At 41.5% G+C, this 20,798-nt stretch carries 19 protein-coding genes and 1 riboswitch; of the genes, 10 read left to right on the top strand and 9 right to left on the bottom strand.

Annotated features, from left to right (window positions below; all coding sequences use genetic code 11):
• Positions 1–128: 128 nt before the first annotated feature.
• The 6 genes from CWC14_RS07345 to CWC14_RS07370 all read right to left on the bottom strand — a co-directional run bounded on the left by CWC14_RS07345 (position 129) and on the right by CWC14_RS07370 (position 8,589).
• Positions 129–1,361: a cysteine desulfurase-like protein gene (locus CWC14_RS07345; protein WP_138562127.1), complete on the bottom strand. Its 1,233-nt coding sequence runs from the start codon at positions 1,359–1,361 to the stop codon at positions 129–131.
• A 10-nt stretch (positions 1,362–1,371) separates the two neighbouring features.
• Complete coding sequence (locus CWC14_RS07350) at positions 1,372–2,004, bottom strand: 2OG-Fe dioxygenase family protein (protein ID WP_036980968.1); 633 nt, start codon at positions 2,002–2,004, stop codon at positions 1,372–1,374.
• A 202-nt stretch (positions 2,005–2,206) separates the two neighbouring features.
• Positions 2,207–4,804 carry a bifunctional aconitate hydratase 2/2-methylisocitrate dehydratase gene (gene acnB, locus CWC14_RS07355; protein WP_069440233.1) on the bottom strand — a complete coding sequence of 866 codons (2,598 nt, stop codon included), beginning with the start codon at positions 4,802–4,804 and terminating at the stop codon, positions 2,207–2,209.
• Between the two features lie 255 nt (positions 4,805–5,059).
• Positions 5,060–6,118, bottom strand: a complete 1,059-nt coding sequence (locus tag CWC14_RS07360) for an OmpA family protein (protein WP_069440232.1) — start codon at positions 6,116–6,118, stop codon at positions 5,060–5,062.
• A gap of 354 nt (positions 6,119–6,472) precedes the next feature.
• Entirely contained in the window at positions 6,473–7,882 is a 1,410-nt protein-coding gene (locus CWC14_RS07365; RefSeq protein WP_069440231.1) for a protein adenylyltransferase SelO, read from the bottom strand.
• An 8-nt stretch (positions 7,883–7,890) separates the two neighbouring features.
• The gene (locus CWC14_RS07370) at positions 7,891–8,589 is read right to left on the bottom strand and encodes a DNA-3-methyladenine glycosylase I (RefSeq protein ID WP_069440230.1); all 699 of its coding nucleotides are present in this window, start codon (positions 8,587–8,589) and stop codon (positions 7,891–7,893) included.
• 187 nt (positions 8,590–8,776) lie between these two features.
• Positions 8,777–8,956, top strand: a riboswitch (Lysine riboswitch).
• 127 nt (positions 8,957–9,083) lie between these two features.
• Between CWC14_RS07370 and dapA the strand changes: the two genes are divergently transcribed.
• From dapA to CWC14_RS07395, 5 genes are all read left to right on the top strand, one after another.
• Entirely contained in the window at positions 9,084–9,968 is an 885-nt protein-coding gene (gene dapA, locus CWC14_RS07375; protein ID WP_138562129.1) for a 4-hydroxy-tetrahydrodipicolinate synthase, read from the top strand.
• A 15-nt stretch (positions 9,969–9,983) separates the two neighbouring features.
• Positions 9,984–10,724 carry a 2,3,4,5-tetrahydropyridine-2,6-dicarboxylate N-succinyltransferase gene (locus CWC14_RS07380; protein WP_109875684.1) on the top strand — a complete coding sequence of 247 codons (741 nt, stop codon included), beginning with the start codon at positions 9,984–9,986 and terminating at the stop codon, positions 10,722–10,724.
• Positions 10,724–11,929: a PLP-dependent decarboxylase gene (locus CWC14_RS07385; protein WP_138562131.1), complete on the top strand. Its 1,206-nt coding sequence runs from the start codon at positions 10,724–10,726 to the stop codon at positions 11,927–11,929. The genes CWC14_RS07380 and CWC14_RS07385 overlap by 1 nt, the downstream gene beginning before the upstream one ends.
• Before the next feature lie 5 nt (positions 11,930–11,934).
• Complete coding sequence (locus CWC14_RS07390; RefSeq protein ID WP_138562133.1) at positions 11,935–13,056, top strand: succinylglutamate desuccinylase/aspartoacylase family protein; 1,122 nt, start codon at positions 11,935–11,937, stop codon at positions 13,054–13,056.
• Between the two features lie 287 nt (positions 13,057–13,343).
• On the top strand, positions 13,344–14,384 hold the full coding sequence (locus tag CWC14_RS07395; protein ID WP_138562135.1) for a phospholipase A: 1,041 nt from the start codon (positions 13,344–13,346) through the stop codon (positions 14,382–14,384).
• Between the two features lie 39 nt (positions 14,385–14,423).
• On the opposite strand, the gene CWC14_RS07400 is transcribed toward CWC14_RS07395, so the two are convergent.
• Entirely contained in the window at positions 14,424–15,320 is an 897-nt protein-coding gene (locus CWC14_RS07400) for a bifunctional GNAT family N-acetyltransferase/hotdog fold thioesterase (RefSeq protein WP_138562137.1), read from the bottom strand.
• A 122-nt stretch (positions 15,321–15,442) separates the two neighbouring features.
• Between CWC14_RS07400 and CWC14_RS07405 the strand changes: the two genes are divergently transcribed.
• On the top strand, positions 15,443–16,189 hold the full coding sequence (locus CWC14_RS07405) for a spermidine synthase (RefSeq protein WP_138562139.1): 747 nt from the start codon (positions 15,443–15,445) through the stop codon (positions 16,187–16,189).
• Here the strand turns inward: CWC14_RS07405 and dtd are convergent.
• Complete coding sequence (dtd, locus tag CWC14_RS07410) at positions 16,186–16,623, bottom strand: D-aminoacyl-tRNA deacylase (protein ID WP_138562141.1); 438 nt, start codon at positions 16,621–16,623, stop codon at positions 16,186–16,188. The two genes, CWC14_RS07405 and dtd, sit on opposite strands and share 4 nt — an antisense overlap.
• Positions 16,624–17,505, bottom strand: a complete 882-nt coding sequence (locus tag CWC14_RS07415) for a virulence factor BrkB family protein (RefSeq protein WP_138562143.1) — start codon at positions 17,503–17,505, stop codon at positions 16,624–16,626.
• Between the two features lie 86 nt (positions 17,506–17,591).
• Here CWC14_RS07415 and CWC14_RS07420 point away from each other — a divergent pair, with 86 nt between their 5' ends.
• From CWC14_RS07420 to CWC14_RS07435, 4 genes are all read left to right on the top strand, one after another.
• The gene (locus tag CWC14_RS07420; RefSeq protein WP_109875678.1) at positions 17,592–18,248 is read left to right on the top strand and encodes a DUF2959 domain-containing protein; all 657 of its coding nucleotides are present in this window, start codon (positions 17,592–17,594) and stop codon (positions 18,246–18,248) included.
• A 133-nt stretch (positions 18,249–18,381) separates the two neighbouring features.
• Complete coding sequence (locus tag CWC14_RS07425; protein WP_069440223.1) at positions 18,382–19,473, top strand: MBL fold metallo-hydrolase; 1,092 nt, start codon at positions 18,382–18,384, stop codon at positions 19,471–19,473.
• A 191-nt stretch (positions 19,474–19,664) separates the two neighbouring features.
• Entirely contained in the window at positions 19,665–19,973 is a 309-nt protein-coding gene (locus CWC14_RS07430; RefSeq protein ID WP_249928720.1) for a BLUF domain-containing protein, read from the top strand.
• A 77-nt stretch (positions 19,974–20,050) separates the two neighbouring features.
• Positions 20,051–20,779, top strand: a complete 729-nt coding sequence (locus tag CWC14_RS07435) for a CBM9 family sugar-binding protein (RefSeq protein WP_076922686.1) — start codon at positions 20,051–20,053, stop codon at positions 20,777–20,779.
• The last annotated feature ends 19 nt before the right edge of the window (positions 20,780–20,798 follow it).

Genomic DNA, 20,798 nt, shown 5'->3' on the forward strand with positions numbered 1-20,798 from the left:
GCGGTCAGCGGTCAGCGGTCAAAAATTAACTAACTGCTGACTACTGTCAAGTATTTGCACTTTAATAAACAATAATTAAAGTGCAGATTTGCATTAAACTGAAAGCTGACGGCCTATAGCTGACAGCTTCAAATCAGCTCATCAAACAAATTAAAGAGCGTGTCCATCTCTTCGATGGTGTTGTAGTGCATACAACCAATGCGAACTACGCCGCCCTTATCAAGCACACCCAGTTGTTTGCATAAACCTTGGGCGTAAAAATTACCATCCCATACACATACATGGTGTTTACCCAAAAATTCAGACACTTGGCGAGGCTCTAACCCTTCAAAGGTCAGTGCGAACGTAGGGGTACGCTCACTCAAACGCTCTAAATCGTCTATACCAAACAACTTAATTTTTGGGTAGTTAACTAAACGCGTTAAAAAGTATTCACTCAATGCCATTTCATGTTGTTTTGTTTTAGCAAACGCAACACGTAATTTTTCTCGGCGTGAGTGACTGTCATCAAGTTTGCTAATCGCCGCTATGTAATCAACCGCCGCAATAAAGCCTGCAAGTGCCTCAAAACTTTGCGTGCCGGTTTCCCAACGACCTGGTGCAACATCTTTTGCTGGCTCTACTTTATAAGGTGTAAACCCTTCTAAGTGCTCAGTTTTACCATAAACCATGCCTAAGTGCGGGCCAAAAAACTTATATGCAGAACAAGCTAAAAAGTCGCAACCTAACGCTTGTACATCAATCAGTTCATGTGGCGCATAATGCACCGCATCAACATACACCAACGCATCCACATTATGAGCAAGCTCTATAATACGTTTAATGTCGTTAATAGATCCCGTGGTGTTTGAGGCATACGTAACGGCAACTAATTTAGTATTACTGTTTAATAGGCTTTCAAAATGCGCCATATCTAAGCTGCAATCAGCCTCGTTAATTAAAGCGGTTTGAACCTTAGCGCCTTTATCTTCTGCGGCTTGCTGCCATGACGACACATTTGAAAAATGATCAGCATTGGTCACAATAATCTCATCACCGGCTTGCCAATCGCGTGAAATAGCACGGCTAAAGCTAAAGGTCAGGCTAGTCATGTTAGGGCCAAACACAATATTTTGTGCACTGGGCGCATTTAACAAATCAGCCGCGGCTTGACGCGCATTCGCCATCAGCTCAACCGTTTTATCACTTGAAAAAAACGCACCGCCTAAGTTTGAGTTGTAGTACCCTAAATAAGCAGTCATTGCATTTAATACAGACTGCGGCACTTGAGAGCCGCCTGGGCCATCTAAAAATATTGGTGACTTACCATCAACGGTTTGCATTAAAGCAGGAAATTGCGCGCGCAATTGCATTAAATTCATTTTATTTCTCTTAAGCAGTTAGTACAAAGCAATCCAGGTAACCTGGTTTGTTAGCATCAATTTTGTTCATTGGCGTGGCGTTATGCCATACCTGACGGTCATTAATTAGTGCAAACATACCGTCTTTAATTTCCATTTTAAAACACGGTTCAGCTTGCTTGTTTTCGTATACTAGCAGTTCGCCGCCCTCAAGGTTTTCGTGTGAAACACCACATACACAAACATGCTCAAACCCATCTTGATGCACACCTTCTGGGGCTGCAGGCGTATCGCTATCAATGGCAAGCATTCTAAATTGATGTATTTCAATATCACGGTCTTCATCAATGCCGGTAAGCTCACAAAACTCACTTACAATGCTTTTCATACCTTGAGACTCAAGTAAGCTCTGCTCTAAGTTTTCATAAGTACGCTCAACATTACCCTGAAAGGTATTAATAGAATCGTCTTGAACAAACGCTTTGGCAGCTTGAAGTTTTAGCTCACCATTTTGAAATTTAATTACCGAGTAACGACGCTTACGAAATTCACCATCTGCATACGGATTTGCAGGTAGGTTATCAAAAGAAGGCTTAACCAAATCAATATTTGCTTGGTTAATAAAACGAAGTTGCAGAAGGTTCTGGTTGTTTAATGTAGTCATAAAATCCTGCTTATAATAATGATAATATTGCCGAGGATTTTAATGCATGTAGAGAGGATTTTTTGCTTTATTAACCATATCAATGACGACCTTTAACGAAAATTAATACAATCATGCAGCAAATGAAGCATTAACTATCTAATATTTTATTTGGACAATAAAAAACCCGCCAAAGCGGGTTTTTTTAAACACACTCTATAAATTATACAGCTTGCTGAATAATTACGTTGTCTGCCTTTTTAGTGTACTGAGGCATACGGTGAAAGTTCAAGTAACGGTAGGTATCTGCTGCCGTTGCATTGATCTTCGCTGCGTATTCTTGGTACTCAGTAGGTGTAGGTAATTTGCCTAAAATTGCTGCTACTGCTGCCAGCTCTGCTGATGCTAAGAATACGTTTGCCCCTGTACCTAAACGGTTAGGGAAGTTACGTGTAGAAGTAGACACAACCGTTGCTTTGTCCGCAACACGTGCTTGGTTACCCATACACAGAGAACACCCTGGCGTTTCAATACGTGCACCAACACGACCAAAAATACCGTAGTAACCTTCGTCTGTAAGTTGGTCTTTATCCATTTTCGTTGGTGGAGCAACCCAAAGCTGTGTTGGGATACGCCCTTTAAAGCCATCGAGTAATTTACCTGCAGCACGGAAGTGACCAATATTAGTCATACAAGAACCGATAAATACTTCATCTATTTTTTCGCCTGTCACATCAGAAAGTAGGCGTGCATCATCAGGATCATTTGGCGCACACAGTACTGGCTCTTTAATCTCAGCAAGGTCGATTTCAAGTACGTGTTTGTACTCTGCGTCTTTATCCGCTTCCATTAGTTCTGGGTTTGCTAACCAGTCTTGCATTGCAGTAACACGACGTTCAATCGTACGTACATCGCCGTAACCTTCAGAAATCATCCACTTAAGCATAACAATATTAGACTCAAGGTATTCGCTGATAGACTCTTTAGAAAGCTTAACAGTACAGCCAGCAGCTGAACGCTCTGCAGATGCATCGGATAGCTCAAACGCTTGCTCAACCGTTAAGTGCTCAACCCCTTCAATTTCTAGTATGCGACCAGAGAATTCGTTGATTTTACCTTTCTTCTCAACCGTTAATAGGCCTTCTTTAATACCGAAGTAAGGGATAGCATGTACAAGGTCACGTAAAGTGATACCCGGTTGCATTTCACCTTTAAAACGAACCAAAATTGATTCAGGCATATCTAGTGGCATTACACCCGTTGCAGCTGCGAACGCTACCGCCCCCGAACCTGCTGGGAATGAAATACCTAATGGGAAACGTGTATGTGAATCACCACCCGTACCTACGGTATCTGGTAATAACATACGGTTTAACCATGAGTGAATTACACCGTCACCAGGGCGAAGCGATACACCGCCACGATTCATAATAAAATCAGGAAGCGTATGGTGCGTGTTTACATCGATTGGCTTAGGGTAAGCGGATGTATGACAAAAAGACTGCATTGTTAAATCTGCAGAGAAACCTAAACAGGCTAAGTCTTTAAGCTCATCACGCGTCATAGGACCTGTTGTATCTTGCGAGCCAACCGTGGTCATTTTAGGTTCACAGTATTGGCCTGGGCGAATACCGGCAACGTTACATGCTTTACCAACCATTTTTTGCGCAAGCGTAAAGCCTTTGTCTGATACTTCAGTCACTGCTGGTACTTTAAATACGTCAGTTGCGCCTAAACCTAATGATGTACGTGCTTTGTCTGTAAGACCACGACCAATGATCAATGGAATACGACCACCAGCACGAACTTCGTCTAAAATTACCTCTGATTTAAGTTCAAATGTAGAGATCACATCATCAGTACCATGACGTTTCACAACACCTTCATAAGGGTAGATGTCGATTTGGTCACCCATGTTGAATTCATCAACATTTAATTCGATTGGTAACGCACCCGAGTCTTCCATTGTATTGAAAAAAATAGGCGCAATCTTGTTACCTAAACATACACCACCCACGCGCTTGTTTGGTACGAATGGGATATCATCCCCCATAAACCAAAGCACAGAGTTTGTTGCAGACTTACGCGAAGAGCCTGTACCAACAACGTCACCTACGTAAGCAAGTGGTAAGCCTTTAGTTTTTAATTCTTCAAGCTGAGTGATTGGACCTACTTCACCGTCTTTGTCAGGGTTAATACCATCACGCTCATTTTTAAGCATGGCTAATGCATGAAGCGGAATATCAGGACGTGACCATGCATCTGGTGCTGGTGATAAATCATCGGTGTTTGTCTCGCCAGTGACTTTAAATACCGTAACAGAGATTTTTTCAGCAACGGCTGGCTTATTGATAAACCATTCTGCCGCAGCCCAAGACTCTATAATTTGCTTGGCGTATGCATTACCTGCTTTTGCTTTTTCTTCTACATCGTAGAACGCATCAAACATTAATAATGTGTTCGAAAGGCCTTTTACTACAATTGGCGCTAACGCTTCGTCATCAAGTAGTTCAACCATTGGCGCAATATTGTAGCCACCGAGCATAGTACCTAGTAACTCAGCTGCTTTTTCTTTAGAAATCAACGGAGAAACAGCTTCACCTTTAGCAACAGCCGCTAAAAATCCTGCTTTAATGTAGGCTGCATCATCAACACCTGGTGGTACGCGGTTGATCAGTAGTTCTAGGATGAACTCTTCTTCACCTGCCGGTGGCGTTTTAATTAGCTCAATAAGATCAGCCGTCTGCTGAGCATCTAATGGCGCTGGTACGATACCTAACGCGGCACGTTCTTCTACGTGTTTTCGATATTCTTGTAGCACAGTATTGCCCTCTTGGTGACGTTAAAGTATTCGGTGGTGTTTACTAAACACACCATAACCCAATACTTATAGTATTCTATCTGCCGATTATAAAGCTTTTATGCATAGATTAAAATCCATCCACTTAGGCAGCTAGTTATACCGATTATTAATAATATGAATAGTGAACAAAGTAAAACCAACTCCCATGAATACCTATTAAGCAGCCATAAAAAAACCCAGCCTAAGCTGGGTTTTTACTCAATAATAAGACTATTAACGTAATACTTTTACACGTTTAATAGATTTTACGTGTGCTTCAACGCGGCGGTTTTCAGCATGCGCTTTTGCCGTATTCGCTTCATTTTTAAGGCGTTCTTCACCTAAACCTACCGTTGTAATGCGATCTTCTGCAATACCATCAGCAATTAGCTTTTTAGCTACTGCATCAGCACGTTTTTTAGATAACCATTTATTGTAAGACGCTTTACCTACTGCAGACGTATGACCTTCAAGAAGCACTGTTGTATCTGGGTACTCTTTTAAGAAAGTCGCTACTTCGTCAATATCATTTAAGTACTGCTGCGAAACTGAAGAATCATTGTTAGGGAATGTTACTAACAAGCTTACTGTTACTTCAGTATCTTCATAAAGTGTACAACCATCGCTACCAACAGCATCTGTCATAGGTGTATTGGCACATTTATCATCTACATCAGGGATGCTGTCTTTGTCTGTATCAGCAAGTGCTACCGGCACAGGAACAATTTCTGGCTCTGGTGCAGGCTCAACCGGTGTTACTGGCGCCGATTTTTGACCAAAGAAGTAGTTTATACCTAATTTAGCGCCAACATCTGTGTAGCCTTTATCTAAACCTTGGTAAACACTGGTTTCAGCATTAACAAAAAAGTTGTCTGTAACAAAGTGTCGGTAACCTACACCTGCGTTTAAAAACGTGTTGTCATCAACAACATCAATATCTTTCAGACCAAATAAACCGTAGAAAGGACCGCCACCAAAGTGGTAAAGTGCATCGATACCATAACGTTCGCCGTCAATATCGTTGCGGTTGTTCAATACTTTGTCGTGAGCATTAAAGTCTAGGTCTGCGTACTCTAAACGCGCACTCCAGTAATCATTAAAGCGGTAGCCTAATTCAGCACCCCAGCCTGTTGACTCATTAACGTCAAGGCCAGCTTGCTCACGCATGTTTTTCCACGAAGCATCGTAATAATCGCCGAATGCACCGATGTAAAAGCCTTCTTGCTCGGCTGCGAAAGTAGATGCGCTAGTTGCAGCTAACGCAATAGCCATTGTAAGTGATTTTAATTTCATTGTTTTCTTCCCATTTTAACAACTAAAAATATAGCTAAGCATTGCTAGCTCTTCTAATAAAAATATAGCTAAGCATTGCTAGCTCTTCTAACTTACTTATATAGTAACTGAGTCTTTGTTAATCAATGCTTAACGCAAATATATTTTTTCAATATCTAGGATAATAAAACTAGCTCATAAAAAATGTCGATGAACACAGGCTAGCTCAAAAAGCAAACAATCGCTTTAAACCCCACACGATCACTGGCCTTTATGGAGTTATGGTATCACTCGTTCATAGTTTACTCTATGAATGAACATTGCAGGAGTAAAAAATGACCTTTTATATTCATTTTAAGATGCAACAAACAATACTTAAGTACCACAAAAAGTACGATAATTCTTATCATCTTCAGGCGGCTGTTGAAACTCTGTAGCTTGCATATTGCTTGTGTAAGGGCTCGACATCACTTTGCTAAAACGACTGAGTAGCTCACTATCCCCATGCATAGTGTACTGAGTAATAATATCTTCAATAATATGATTACGGGGAATCACACTTGGATTTGCCTGTCGCATTATATTATAACTATGCTCGTTAGTGCGTGTTTGCCATTGCTGTGCCCACGATACGAGTGCTGATGGTATTTGCGCTTGTCCAGTTAACGATTCAGTTAACGCATTAAAAGTATTGGTATAATCAAGCTGGTGTTGTTTTAATAACCCTAGTAACTCTCCCACCAACTTATTATCTTTATCATCCGCGACTGTTAACCCTAACTTTTGCGCCCACATAGCGCTAAATTGTTGGTTAAATTGCGTTGAAAAGCCCTCAATTAAAGGCGTCATCATTGCCACCGCTTGCTCGTCATCGTCACTGATCAGCGCTATTAGACTCTCTGCTAAGCGGGCACAGTTCCAACTTGCCATGTTTGGCTGATTACCAAACGCATAACGCCCTTGTTTATCAATAGAACTAAACACGGTATCAAAATCAAACTGGTTCATCATGGCACATGGGCCGTAATCTATGGTTTCACCACTAATTAAGGTGTTATCGGTGTTCATAACACCATGAATAAACCCCACCCTCATCCAACTTACGACTAATTTGACTTGGTTGGCGATCACTGCAGCTAAAAAATCTAAATAACGCTGAGCGCCAGTGCTGTTAATCTCGGGATAGTGTCTTTGAATGGCTAAGTCGGCTAAGTTTTTTAGGCTAGTAACGTCACCTTGAGTGGCTAAATATTGAAACGAGCCCACCCGAATATGACTACTCGCGAGTCGCGTTACAATAGCGCCAGGTTGAGGCGGGTTACGATAAACAGTTTCACCACTACCAACCACGGCTAAACAACGCGTAGTAGGAATGCCAAGCGCATGCATTGCTTCGCTCATTACATACTCACGAATAGCAGGACCTAATGCACAGCGCCCATCTCCACCACGCGAGAATGGCGTAGCGCCAGCGCCTTTTAATTGCAAATCCCAAAGCTGGTTTTTATCATCACTGATCGCGCCAAGTAAATGCGCTCGGCCGTCTCCTAAGCGTGGAGAAAAATGACCAAACTGATGACCCGAATACCCTAATGCAACTGCAGAAACTGCTTGAGGTTCATTTCCACTGAATATATTTGCTCGAGAATCAGCATTTACTTGTATATTAAATTGTTCGGCTAAGGGCTCATTCCATAACAATAACTGTGGTGCTGTCACCTTGGCTGGATGATCGCTAATAGCAAACCCCTCACCAATATCGGTATACCTTGGCACTAATTTCATGTTTAATCCTATTGTTTTTGGCTGATACCTACGCGATTGTCGCCTACACCATAAGCGACAATTAAGCTTAGCTCTTGCATGCTTAAGCCGCTTTGCTGCTGCAGTTCATTAAAGAATGCCTGCGCCGCACTTAGTGACTTTTTAGTTTGTAATCCGCCATCTATAATTCTATGGGCACGCAAATAGCTTTCTACATCTCTTGAAAGTAAAAAAGTATCTTTCCCCAAGGCACGCAGTGCATAAGGACCAGTATTACCACCCAGCCTTGCACCATGTTTTTTTAAATACGCCCACAAACCAATAATATCTTCACTTGGCCAGTTAGCAATAAACTGACTAAAACTGCCGTGCTGCTCTGCAACTTCATGGATCATATACGCATTATCAGTAATGGTTTTTACTTTTTTATAATTGCGCACAATTCGTTCGTCACTGGCTTTTTGTTCTAACATGTCTGGTGGCATCATCAATAGCTTTTCAACACTAAAGTCCCAAAAAACCTCTCTAAATCCGGCCCACTTACTGTTGATCACCGACCAATAAAAGCCACTTTGAAAAACCTTCCGAGTAAATTCTTCTAGCCAATCATCATCACTTAATGTGACGAGTTGCTTTGTTGATAAAGGTTTTGCGAGTAACAATTTAAGCATTTTTTCAGAGCCCTTTCGCTCCACTGCACGCTTATAAATATCGCTAAATTTTTCCATCTACTTAATACCTTACTTCGACCATGAAACTAGTTTACGAGAAAAGCAGCCAATACGTAACCGTTGCTATTATCGATGAACTATTCTGTATTTAGTCACTTGACACCTAGACGGCTAAAGTGGTTTAATCGCCACACTTACCCTATTACATTGTATTTGCTGATTGATTTTTCAATAGCAAGTGCAAAGGGCTGGAAGAGGTGCGTTATTCAGGTAGCGTATGTTAGGAGCGCAAACTCCATTGAGCATACGTGAGGGGAATTAACGCCGAGAGGTAACACTTTTTTGTGAAAGATTACTTCGGGCGACTAGGTTGAATCCTAGCGACTGTCACCAATAACATATTTGGTGGAGAGCTTCTGGTCTTAGTATAATAAGGCCGTGCGCCCTATTATTTAAGCCCATTCGCTCTTCGAATTATAAATACATTCAAAGAGTCAGGCACCCTAAATACCCGCCAATAACTCGACGAATGCCCTATAAGTTCGTGAGAGATGATCAACAACTTCAATATTAACAATTTCCATTTATGGACTGCGCTGATCACCCCATTTGATCAAAATGGCCTAGTTGATTACGCAACCTTAGACACCTTGGTGGCCGAACAAGAAGCCGCTAACAACGGCATTTTATTACTTGGTAGCACTGGCGAAGGGTTAGCCCTGACCCTAAAAGAGCAGCAAGCCATCGTAGAGCATGTCTGCCAATTAAAACCGAGTGTCCCCCTTATGGTTGCGGTAGGCGGTAGTAACTTAAAGCAACAGCTTGAATGGGTTAATTACTGCAACCAGCTGCCTATCCATGGTTTTTTACTCGGCTCGCCTTTGTATGCCAAACCCGGTGCAGTGGGGCAAACGCATTGGTTTGAAAGCCTGCTCAATGCCAGTTCTCATCCTTGTATGCTTTATAACGTACCAGGACGTAGTGCGGTTAGCATTCCCATTACAACCATTGAAAACCTCAAACAACATAAAAATTTATGGGCACTCAAAGAAGCCAGTGGCTGTATTTCTCAATTTGAAGCCTATCGACAAGCAGCACCTGAACTAGCCATTTTTAGTGGTGACGATGCCCTCATGCCTTATTTTGCCCAAGCAGGTGCAAAAGGTTTAGTGTCGGTTGCAGCCAATGCATGGCCAGTGCAAACCCATGAGTTTGTAAAGCGCAGTTTAAGCGGCCAACACCCTAATCTTTTTGTCCAGTGGTCTAGCGCCATCAATAGCTTATTTTCAGTAGCAAACCCTATCCCAGTCAAAGTGTTAATGCATTTACAAGGGCGTATTAGCAGTCCGCATTTACGTCCACCTTTAACACACCTTGAGCTGACACACACAGATGACATTTCATCGGCAAACAACACCATTTTATCTTGGCATTAAATACAGGTTTTTATAATGAGCTGGTTAGAACTATTAAATAATTTAGAAACGGGCGCAGTTCGCGCAGCAACACAAGACGAAAACGGCCAATGGCACGCTAACGTAGAAGTAAAGCAAGGCATTTTAGAGGCATTTAAAAACGGCACTAACATGGAGTTTCCTGGTGGCTTTGTAGATAAACATAATCTAGCGCCGCAATGCTTTGAAGCCACAGCAGGCGTTCGCATGGTGCCAGGTGGTTCAAGTGTGCGCCGTGGTGCACATGTTGCCAAAGGCACTATTATTATGCCACCTGCGTACGTAAATATTGGCGCCTTTATTGACGAGGGGACTATGGTAGATAGCCACGCATTGGTTGGCTCATGTGCGCAAGTGGGTAAAAATGTTCATTTGAGCGCCGCGGTACAATTAGGCGGGGTACTTGAGCCCATTGGCGCAAGCCCTGTGGTCATAGAAGACGATGCATTCATTGGTGCAGGCTGTGTGATTGTTGAAGGCGTGGTAGTTAAAAAAGGCGCGGTACTTGCTCCAGGTGTTCGCTTATCTGCAACCATCCCTGTTTATGACTGCGTTAATGAGCGTCAGCTTGATAAAGGCGAAGCAATCCCTGAATACGCGATTGTGATCCCGGGTTCTCGCCCTGCGTCAAACGACTGGGCCCGTGCTCAAGGCTTGAGTATGTCGTGTGCCTTAATTGTTAAATACCGGGACGAGCAAAGTGACGCGTCATTATTGCTTGAAGAGGTTTTACGTTAATGACCTTTTTGAGCACGCCCGTTAAAAGCGCTATTGATAAGCTAGCAAGCCAACTTGATACGCCCTTTTTTGTTTATGATCTTGATTCATTGAACACACATTTAACGCGTTTAGTAGCACAAACCGAGGTAAAACTTTGGTATGCGGTTAAAGCGAACCCGTTATCTAGCGTGATCCAACGCTTAGATAGCGCTGGTTTTAACTTTGATGTCGCCAGTAAAGGCGAGCTTGAGCAAGTACTTGCCCAAGGAATTAACAGCGAGCGCGTGCTCAACACGGGCCCTGCTAAAAGCCCAAAACAAATTAAACATTTTATTGCACGTGGCGTACGCACCTTTGTGGCAGAAAGTCTTAATCAGGTGCGTTGGTTAAACGAACAAGCGACTGCCCAGCAGTGTCAGTTACAGGTTTTGCTGCGTGTTCAATTACGCTGGCCCGAGGGTGATAAAAACCCACTAGGTGGCGACAGCCTTACCCCATTTGGGCTTGGCTACGATGAATGGCAATCGCTAAATACTAAAGACTACACAGCATTGAGCTTTGATGGCCTACATATTTTTCAGTGGGGTAACATGCTCAGCAGCGACAAACTTGCAGATCTGTGGTCGCAAATGATTGCACCACTTACAGTCCTTGCTAATAACTTAAATATAAACCTGAATATTTTAGATTTAGGTGGTGGTTTAGGTATTCCTTACACCCTTAATGACCCGACTTTAAGCTGGGATGCATTAATAGCAGCCCTTGCAAAGATTAAACGCGATGCGGATGTTAAAGAGCTGTGGATGGAACTAGGTCGCTATGCTGTAGGCGAATGCGGCCACTACGCCACACCGGTGGTTGAGCGCAAATTAAACTACGGCCAACAGCAGGTAATTATGAGCGGCGGTATTAATCACTTATTGCGCCCTGCGGTTACTAATCAAGACTTTCCTGCGCGTTTATTACGTGATTCAAACGCAGCAAACCAAGCAATGAGCCTATACGGACCTTTATGTACAGCGCTGGATTGCTTAGGGGAGCACCAATTACCGAGCGATTTAAATGAACATGACTGGCTGGTGTTTAGTCAATGCGGTGCTTATGGTTTTACCGAAAGTATGCCGTACTTTTTGTGCCATGAACTGGCCGGTGAATATGTTATACACCATGGCGAAATCAACTGTATTCGCCAAGCAGAAGATGCAAGCCACTACTTGAGGTAATAAAAATGAATAACACCACAGCTATAAGCCAGGAAAATATTGTAGTTGGTGAAGTGGCAAATGGCCTACCACTGACCATTCCTGTCTATCGTTTAAAGGGCGATGGCACAGGCCCAGGTGTGTATATACAAGCTAATATGCATGGCGCCGAAGTACAAGGTAACGCGGTTATTTATCAGCTACTTGAACAGCTAAAAAACCTTAATTTAAAAGGTGATATTACCTTAGTTCCCTACGCTAACCCCATTGGCTGTAATCAAAAATCGGGCGAATTTACGCTTGGCCGATTCGACCCTATTACGGGGACTAATTGGAATCGTATGTATCACTGTAATAATCAACTTGCATCACAGTTTGCAAAGCAATACTACGACGCTGACGATACCGCTCTAAGAACAGCGTTTAAAACCGCGTTAATTAATGATGTTGAGCAGCAACTTAATGGCCCAGACTATCGTTTAACAACGGGTAAACGCATAGCGCTAAACTTACAAAGACTAGCGCATCAAGCTGATATTGTTTTAGATTTACACACTGGCCCTATTTCTAGTCAGCACTTATATTGTCCTGAATATGCCACAGAAAGTGCCCGTTACTTTAATATTCCCCATGTGCTAGTGATCCCTAATGACTTTGATGGCGCAATGGATGAAGCGAGCTTTTGTCCATGGTGGCAACTTAGCGAGCAACTTGCTCAGCAAGGCCGAAATTTTAACGTACAAGTTGAAGCCTTTACGGTAGAGCTGGGAAGCCAAGAAAAAATAGATTTAAGCGCAGCCCTGGATGACGCAAACAGCATTTTGAGTTACCTAAATCATAAGCAAGTGTTTATCGATGCACCGTATCAGCCAAAAGTAATGAAGCGCTACGGCTGTAATTTAAATGATTACCTTGCTTACTATGCACCTATGGGTGGCATGGTTGAATATATTGCGCCACTGGGCGGCCATATTAAAGCCGGTGAACCCATTGCTAAAGTACTGCGAATGGAGCGCTATTTAAGTGAACAACCTTTGCAAACACTAACGCTTGATTGCGATGCAATTGCTATTTTGCATTTTGCCTCAGCAAGTGTGAACCAAGGTACCGAGCTCTACAAATTCTTTACCAACGTATTTGAGCTCTAAGCTCATCCCTTCTCATTGCGTGAGAGCAATATCAGCTAAATGAGGTGATATTGCATTGAACAAGCGGCCTAGGCCGCTTTTTCTTTGTATTTATGATCAAAAAGCGCCACAATCACGTAAGTTCAGTAACAATTCACTACTATTGAGTTACAATCAGCGTTGAGTACATATACTACATAATTTTTTTCAACTATTTTATAGTTTAGAAAATAACTACATTACCGATTTAATAAACGAATTAAAAAACATGAAGCAATTCTTTATTCGGTTTTATCAAAGGAATAATAATGACTTGGCACTATGGGATTCTATTAACTGCTTTATTATCAAGCACCGCATTCGCGCAACCTGAGGCAACCAAAAAAACCAATGAGCAAGACAATGATCTTGAGCTGGTAAAACAATGTATTTTGAATGAGGCGATTGGCGGTTCAGGCGAGATGACTCTAGCGAAATTGCGCAATAAATGCTCAGCACTCGAAGAGAGCAAGCAAATTACCGCGCTTGATAAACGTAAAGCCCGTGAGGAAGTCAGTAAAAAAAACCGCAATGTGATCACCCCGCATAAACGCAATTACATTTTGCCACTGTCTTATGTATCTAATCCAAACGCCCGTCCATCTAACAACTTTGATGAAATTAGCGACAAACCTGAAAGTGAGCGATTAGATAACACTGAAGCAAAATTTCAACTGTCAATCAAAGTACCGCTTTATGATAATTTTTCTGATGACGATCAAGCCGTGTATTTTGGCTTTACCATGACGTCATTTTGGCAGCTTTATAACCGCGACATCTCATCTCCATTTCGTGAGACAAACTATGAGCCGGAAATATTTTGGGTAAACTATTTAGACCCTGAAAATGTACCTTGGGGCGATGAAATGGCTATTACGATTGGTGCATCACATCAGTCAAATGGTCGCAGTCAACCAAACTCACGTTCATGGAATCGCATTTATGCTAATTTTATTTGGGAAAATGATGGTTTCGTCTTCAGCTTTAAGCCTTGGTATCGTATTCCTGAAAGTGAAAAAGACGATATATTAGATGCAAAAGGTGATGATAACCCTGACATTTACAAATATATGGGCTACTTCGAATTTTCTGGCGCATACAGGTATAAAGATAATGAATTTAGTTTTATGAGTCGTAATAATCTAAATTCAGATAATCGCGGCGCAATTCAACTTGACTGGTCCTTCCCTCTTTGGGGCCGACTTCGTGGCTATGCACAATACTTTAATGGCTACGGCGAGAGTTTGATTGACTATAATAATCACGTAGAGCGTATTGGTGTGGGTATATTGTTAACCGACTTACTCTAATCAAATTAAGGCCAAGCAATATGCTTGGCCTACTACTTTTTACGATTTAATAATTTTAAACGCACCTTCAAATTCAGCGACAAGTGTTTCGCCATCATAAATCTCTACAGGCACTAAATAACCAGCTTTGCCTTCACTCTCAAGCTCGCTCAACTTACCTTTACAACCACTTAAATCAACACTGCCACGCGGATCATTATTAAGCGGCTTTAAATACCTAATGCTGGCATCAGCGAGTACGATATTACCTTCAAGCCCAACCTCTTTAAGCGCTAAATAGGTTGCGCCCCAGCCTGTTAATGTTGCCAAGCTATAAATTGAGCCCGCAAACATTGTGTTATGTAAGTTTAAGTTAGCATCTAAATCAGCACGAGTAGTAAATTGCCAATCGGTATAGCTTTCAACTTTAATTCCCATTGCATCGCTAATGGGAATAGATTCACGCCACGTGTTTTGCAGTACTTGAGTCCAATTAGGATGACGGAACCAGCCAGGCTCAGACGGTTTTTGTTTAATCATTTTAAAGTGCTGTACATCATCGTAAGCTAAATGTGCTTTTTCTTTTAGCTCATAGCCATGGCGCTTATAAAACTCTAATGCGCGCTCACGGGCAAATAACACTAGCTCATCAGCATCTTGCGTCCAGGCTATTTTTTCTAGCTCGTGCAATAAACGACTACCAATATGTTGATTACGGTTACCCTCTGCAACCGCCATATAACGTACTTGAGCTTGTTGCTGATTATTAAAGTGCAAACGAGCCACACCCAATACTTCACCCGCTTTATTTTTAATGAAGCGATGCTCAGCCTCTTGCTCTAAATCGTCTTGCTCAGAGCCCCGAGGTTCGCCCCATGGGGCACGTAAAACCTGCCAGCGTAATTGGTAATAGGCTTGCCAGTCTTCACTACTTTGTGGGGTGCTCACTTGAAACATACATACTCCATAAATTAAAAATGTAAAATATTACGCTGTGCATTTTGTGAAAAACACCATACTCGATCTGGATAAAACTGCAAATAAGACTTTGGTGCTGAGAAAACAGCTGTAAAAAATTAATGACAAAAGCCGTTGCGATTTACCTCTGCTGGTTTATGCTCAATAGCATGAATAAATATATCCATTGCAGTAGTGGCCTGATCAGCCAACATTTTATTGAGCATAGTTCATCGCTAGGCCAGTTACTTTATTGGCATAATCAGCATGGTGAGCACATACAAGTAAGAGAGTATCAACAACTTCGCTGGCTACTCATTAATAACACGTTGCAGTCTGTTATTTTAAAAGCAAAACCACATGCATTACTGTTTCCACACCTTGCTTATTTAGCAACGGCTTGGCAACAGCTACCTGCGCCTAAAAAAGTACTCGAACTGGGGTTAGGTGGCGGTGCCATTCGTAATTACTTATTAGAACAGTATCCTCAAGTGCAGGTTACTTCAGTAGAGAAAAGCCCCCATATTATTGACTGTTATCAACAATTTTTTGCCCCCAGTGAACAACAACAGATTCATTGCGAGGATGCGCAAACAATTTTAAAATCAGCAGAGCATATGGACTGGGTCATTTTAGATTTATTTAGTGAATTAGACGCCCCTAGATTCTTATTTGATTTATGTTTTTATCAAACAATTTATGATGCGCTTGCTCAGCGGGGCATCTTATTTATTAACTTTTTATCGCAACATAGCTCCCAACTTACACAGCTACAACTTGTGCTTAAGCGCGTGTTTGGGGAAGCAGTTAGTATTAAAAAGATCACCGGATTTGTGAATCATATTGTGATTGTAAAAAAAGCACGTTAAGCGGTTAAATTAAAGGTAACCGGCCCATCGTTACATAAACTCACCTGCATATCGGCTGCAAATTCACCGGTCGCGACCTTAATACCGAGTAATTTAGCCTGCTCTACAAAGTAATTATATAGCGCTTGCGCTTGGTCTGGTGTAGCTGCCGATGAAAAGCTAGGCCGCATGCCTTTTTTTGTATTGGCTGCGAGCGTAAATTGCGATACGACTAACAGTTCGCCTTGTATGTCTTTAAGGCTGAGATTCATTTTATCGTTTTCGTCATTAAAAATACGGTAATTGGTGACTTTGTGTAATAGTTTATCAGCGCTGCTTTCATCATCTTCTTTTTCCACCCCCAGCAATAATACAATGCCTTGTTTAATTTCACCAACAATCTGTTTTTCTATTGCTACGTTGGCGTGTGTTACCCGTTGAATTAGTCCTTGCATTTATTCACTATCCTCTGCTCGTTGCTCTTTTTTATTGTAATGTTGCATGTTAATACACACAGTAAATTCAGCACCTAGTAGCACTACTACCCACGACAAGTATACCCATACAAACAAAATAGGAATGGTTGCTACCGCACCATAAATCACTTCGTATGATGGAAAATGGCTAATGTACAAAGCAAAGCCTTTTTTGGTTAACTCAAATAACATTGCAGCAAACAGTGCACCTGGAATAGCAGCCCTAAATGAAACCCGCGTATTCGGCACTAAGGTATACAGCATGATAAAACCAGCCATAGAAATAGCATAAGGGAGTAGTTTTAATAAAAAACCACTAAACCCAGGGATCCCCTGATCAGCAAACGACACTAACGACACAATATAAGAGGTGACACCAATACTCGCACCCAGTAGTACAGGTCCCAAGCTCAGTACCATCCAATACACAGCAAAGGATATCATCATTGGGCGTTTTTTCTTTACTCGCCAAATACGGTTTAGCGTGGCATCTACATTACGAATAAGTAGCAAAGCAATGGCTGCCAAAAAGCCAATACCTACCGCCGTCATTTGATTAGCATTACCAGCAAACGAGCTAATATGTTCTTTAATAACATCGGAAGAAGTCGGCACAAAGTTAGTAAATAAAAAACTTTCAATGGCTAAACGGGTCGATTCAAACCCAGGAAAAGCAGAGAAGATTGCCACACCCACCGCTATCAGCGGAACCAATGACAACAAGGTAACGTATGCTAAATACCCTGCATTAATGGTTATTTGATCGTCTATACAGCGATTGAAATATTGCATCCACCAGCCTGGTTGCTGTTTTAGAAACATCTTAACTTGCTGTTTATAATGGGAGAGCTTATCATTCATACAATTAACTTTGTTAGTGGGCTTTTGATTATAATAACAATCAAGGCCATAATTTACAGCATTAACACTCGTAAATAGGAATTCAGATGAAAAAACAAACATTATTAGGGACAGCCATACTCTCGTTAATGCTGATGCTTTCAGGTTGTCAGTCGGCTTATTATTCGGCAATGGAAAAAGTAGGTGTTCATAAACGTGACATTCTTATTGATCGCGTTGAAGAAACGAAAGACTCACAACAAGAGTCGCAAGAAGAATTTCAATCAGCACTCGAGCGCCTAACTACCTTAATTAATTTCGATGGCGGTGAGTTGCAAGATGCTTACAATCAACTTAATGACGATTACGAGTCGAGCTTAGCGGCGGCAAACGAAGTATCAAATAACATAAATAAAGTAGAAGATGTTGCCGATGCGTTGTTTGATGAGTGGAGCGATGAGCTAGAGCAATACAAAAGCGCCTCACTTAAGCGTCAAAGCAGTAAAAAACTAGCTGCAACTCAGCGCCAGTTTAGCCAATTACTTCGCTCAATGCGCAGCGCTGAGAGCAAAATGGAGCCAGTATTATCGTCTTTACAAGATAACGTGCTTTACTTAAAACATAACTTAAACGCACAAGCGGTAGCCGCTATAAAAGGCGAGTTTACTAACTTAAAGCGTGATATTCAGTTACTCATGAATGACATGAATAAGTCGATTGAAGACTCAAATAAATTTATTGAGCAAATGAATACCACAGGCTAATTACTATAAACTCGTTTACTAAGCCTACTAAATTGTAGGCTTTTTTATTGTTACTTTTTGTTACCTTTAAGCTCTTCGATAATCCGCTATTGTTGTTATACTTTTACAAAATAATAATAATTAGAACAGTAAAATGAAGTTCAAAGCCATTACCCTAATACTTGCATGCACAATGCTAAGCGCCTGCCAAACAGCTAACCATGTTGAAGTTATTGCAGGGGAGCAAACCATTACCCCGCTACATCAAAATGGCGAGCGAGAAGGACGGTTTCATAATCTCTACCCGGGTAAAAAAACTTACCCGACTACCTGTAAAAGCAACTGCTACCCAACTAGCCCTAAATTACAATGCGAAAAAGACAGCGAAAACTGCCAATTTATTGGTGAGCAACAGCCTATGAATTTAAATACAGGCTTTAGCTTACGCTGGCTGGGGCATGCTGGGTTTATGATCCGCACGCCTAACGGACAGCAAGTGTTACTTGATCCTGTAAAAGAGCAGTTTGACTCACCTGTAGATTTAGCATTTAGACTAGCCTCTGGGTTTTACCGACAGCCCGGCGATTGGCTCACAGATAGTGAACTGAAAAACTTAGACGCTGTGATGTACTCGCATATTCATTACGATCACTTTAATAAAGCAGATATAGAAGAGATCGGTAATAAACCCCGCTACTTAACACCACTAGGCATGGCCGACAACTTCCCTACAGGCGGGTTTAATATTAGTGAAATGGCGTGGTATGCAAAAACAAATATTGGCGATTTAGCTATCCATGCCTTGCCTGCTCATCACTTTAGCAGCCGTGTATTAGTACCCTTTATTTATGAAGACAACGATAAAGACCTATGGAATGGCTGGCTACTTGAACAAAATGGCAGCACCTTATTTTTTGCAGGCGACACTGGCTACTCAAAACATTTCAGCGATATACAGCAAAAATACGGTGATATTGATGTGTGCTTAATGCCGATAGCGTCTTACTATAGCGAAGATAACCCTAAATGGTATCGTTACGTTCATACAACCCCAGAAGACGCTCTAACAGCAGCACAAGAGCTAAACTGTAAAATAATGATACCTTGGGGATACGGTAACTCATCATGGAAAATGGGCGATCGCACGAGTCATTCAGCTTTACTGCGTTTATTGTATATGCACAAAAAGATGGACTCGAAAATACCCCTGCATATTTTAAATGAAGGTGAGAGTATTAAACTTTAATCAGTCATTTACAAAATTAGTAATAACTTCTCTGCTGAACTATGTTTAATTAACTAAACAGTGAGGAGGTTTTATGTTTCTTGTGCGACTCATTTACGCCAGCAAAATTAGTAGTGGTTTTGGGCCTAAAGATATAGAAAAATATTTTACAAAGCGCTCGAACCTATAATGTAAAAACAAACGTTACCGGCATGTTATGTTTTAGTAATGAGTACTTTTTACAGTGCCTGGAAGGCTCTAGAACGGCTGTAAATAATACCTACCAACAAATATTAAACGATAAACGTCACCACAATGTAATTATGCTCAACTATACCCAAATTCCTGAAAGAGAGTTTGAAACATGGTCAATGGGCTATGTACCGCAATCTAAGCTAACCGAATCACTGAATCTCAAGTTTTCAGGCTCCATTGATTTTAATCCTTTTAAAATGTCTGGAGAAAGTGCGCATTTATTAATGCTGGCATTAAAAGACAGCATAGCAGGCACAATCAGTTAGTATAAAAATAGACTACGAGATTGTTTTTGATTGCTATTTAAGCCAAGCTAAATCATCCTTAATTGATGAGATGATTAATGAAAAAAACACTACTCGCTTTTAGCTTACTTTTTACCCAGCCACTCATGGCTATTGACGTTAGTCATACACCAACAGCTATCACTATTGATGGGGTTTCTGAAAGTGCATGGGACAAAGCCACTTGGCATAATATGCCATACTTAATGGACGGCACCCTACCAGACTCAGACAAGGATTTTAAAGGTCGCTACAAATTACTGTGGGATGAAGATTATCTATACTTGCAAGCCGATATTGCTGATGATGTACTAATTGATACGCACCCAGATCCAACGGTGAAATATTGGGATGATGATGCCCTCGAAGTTTTTATTGATAGTGACGCATCTGGCGGTAATCACCAATTTAACCATACAGCATTTGCTTATCATATTGGCCTTGATAACCAAGCTGCCGATTATGGGCCTGATAAAAAAGCGCATTTATATACCGACCACTTAGTTAGTAACTGGAAACGCAATACCACTGCGCCCTATAACATCACGTGGGAAGTGGCGATAAAACTCTACCCAAACGATTTCCAACAAGGCGCAAAAAATACACCGCTTAAATTAACTGAAAAACACGTTATTGGTTTTATGCTCGCCTACTGCGATAACGATGGTAGCGAAGTACGTGAACACTTTATGGGCTCACATGAAGTACAGCCTGTTAACGGCAGTCGCAACCTTGGCTATATAGATGCTGATGTGTTTGGAAAAATCACTTTACTACCAATAAAGTGATGTAAGTTAGCGTTTAGGT

Source organism: Pseudoalteromonas sp. S3260, from assembly GCF_005886925.1.
In the GTDB taxonomy this organism is placed as follows: domain Bacteria; phylum Pseudomonadota; class Gammaproteobacteria; order Enterobacterales; family Alteromonadaceae; genus Pseudoalteromonas; species Pseudoalteromonas tetraodonis.

Bases quoted from the DNA above. Each gene is read 5' to 3' on its own strand.
- CWC14_RS07345 (WP_138562127.1), bottom strand. From the start codon at position 1,361: ATGAATTTAATGCAATTGCGCGCGCAATTTCCTGCTTTAATGCAAACC.
- CWC14_RS07350 (WP_036980968.1), bottom strand. From the start codon at position 2,004: ATGACTACATTAAACAACCAGAACCTTCTGCAACTTCGTTTTATTAAC.
- CWC14_RS07360 (WP_069440232.1), bottom strand. From the start codon at position 6,118: ATGAAATTAAAATCACTTACAATGGCTATTGCGTTAGCTGCAACTAGC.
- CWC14_RS07365 (WP_069440231.1), bottom strand. From the start codon at position 7,882: ATGAAATTAGTGCCAAGGTATACCGATATTGGTGAGGGGTTTGCTATT.
- CWC14_RS07370 (WP_069440230.1), bottom strand. From the start codon at position 8,589: ATGGAAAAATTTAGCGATATTTATAAGCGTGCAGTGGAGCGAAAGGGC.
- dapA (WP_138562129.1), top strand. From the start codon at position 9,084: ATGATCAACAACTTCAATATTAACAATTTCCATTTATGGACTGCGCTG.
- CWC14_RS07380 (WP_109875684.1), top strand. From the start codon at position 9,984: ATGAGCTGGTTAGAACTATTAAATAATTTAGAAACGGGCGCAGTTCGC.
- CWC14_RS07385 (WP_138562131.1), top strand. From the start codon at position 10,724: ATGACCTTTTTGAGCACGCCCGTTAAAAGCGCTATTGATAAGCTAGCA.
- CWC14_RS07390 (WP_138562133.1), top strand. From the start codon at position 11,935: ATGAATAACACCACAGCTATAAGCCAGGAAAATATTGTAGTTGGTGAA.
- CWC14_RS07395 (WP_138562135.1), top strand. From the start codon at position 13,344: ATGACTTGGCACTATGGGATTCTATTAACTGCTTTATTATCAAGCACC.
- CWC14_RS07400 (WP_138562137.1), bottom strand. From the start codon at position 15,320: ATGTTTCAAGTGAGCACCCCACAAAGTAGTGAAGACTGGCAAGCCTAT.
- CWC14_RS07405 (WP_138562139.1), top strand. From the start codon at position 15,443: ATGACAAAAGCCGTTGCGATTTACCTCTGCTGGTTTATGCTCAATAGC.
- dtd (WP_138562141.1), bottom strand. From the start codon at position 16,623: ATGCAAGGACTAATTCAACGGGTAACACACGCCAACGTAGCAATAGAA.
- CWC14_RS07415 (WP_138562143.1), bottom strand. From the start codon at position 17,505: ATGAATGATAAGCTCTCCCATTATAAACAGCAAGTTAAGATGTTTCTA.
- CWC14_RS07420 (WP_109875678.1), top strand. From the start codon at position 17,592: ATGAAAAAACAAACATTATTAGGGACAGCCATACTCTCGTTAATGCTG.
- CWC14_RS07425 (WP_069440223.1), top strand. From the start codon at position 18,382: ATGAAGTTCAAAGCCATTACCCTAATACTTGCATGCACAATGCTAAGC.
- CWC14_RS07430 (WP_249928720.1), top strand. From the start codon at position 19,665: ATGTTATGTTTTAGTAATGAGTACTTTTTACAGTGCCTGGAAGGCTCT.
- CWC14_RS07435 (WP_076922686.1), top strand. From the start codon at position 20,051: ATGAAAAAAACACTACTCGCTTTTAGCTTACTTTTTACCCAGCCACTC.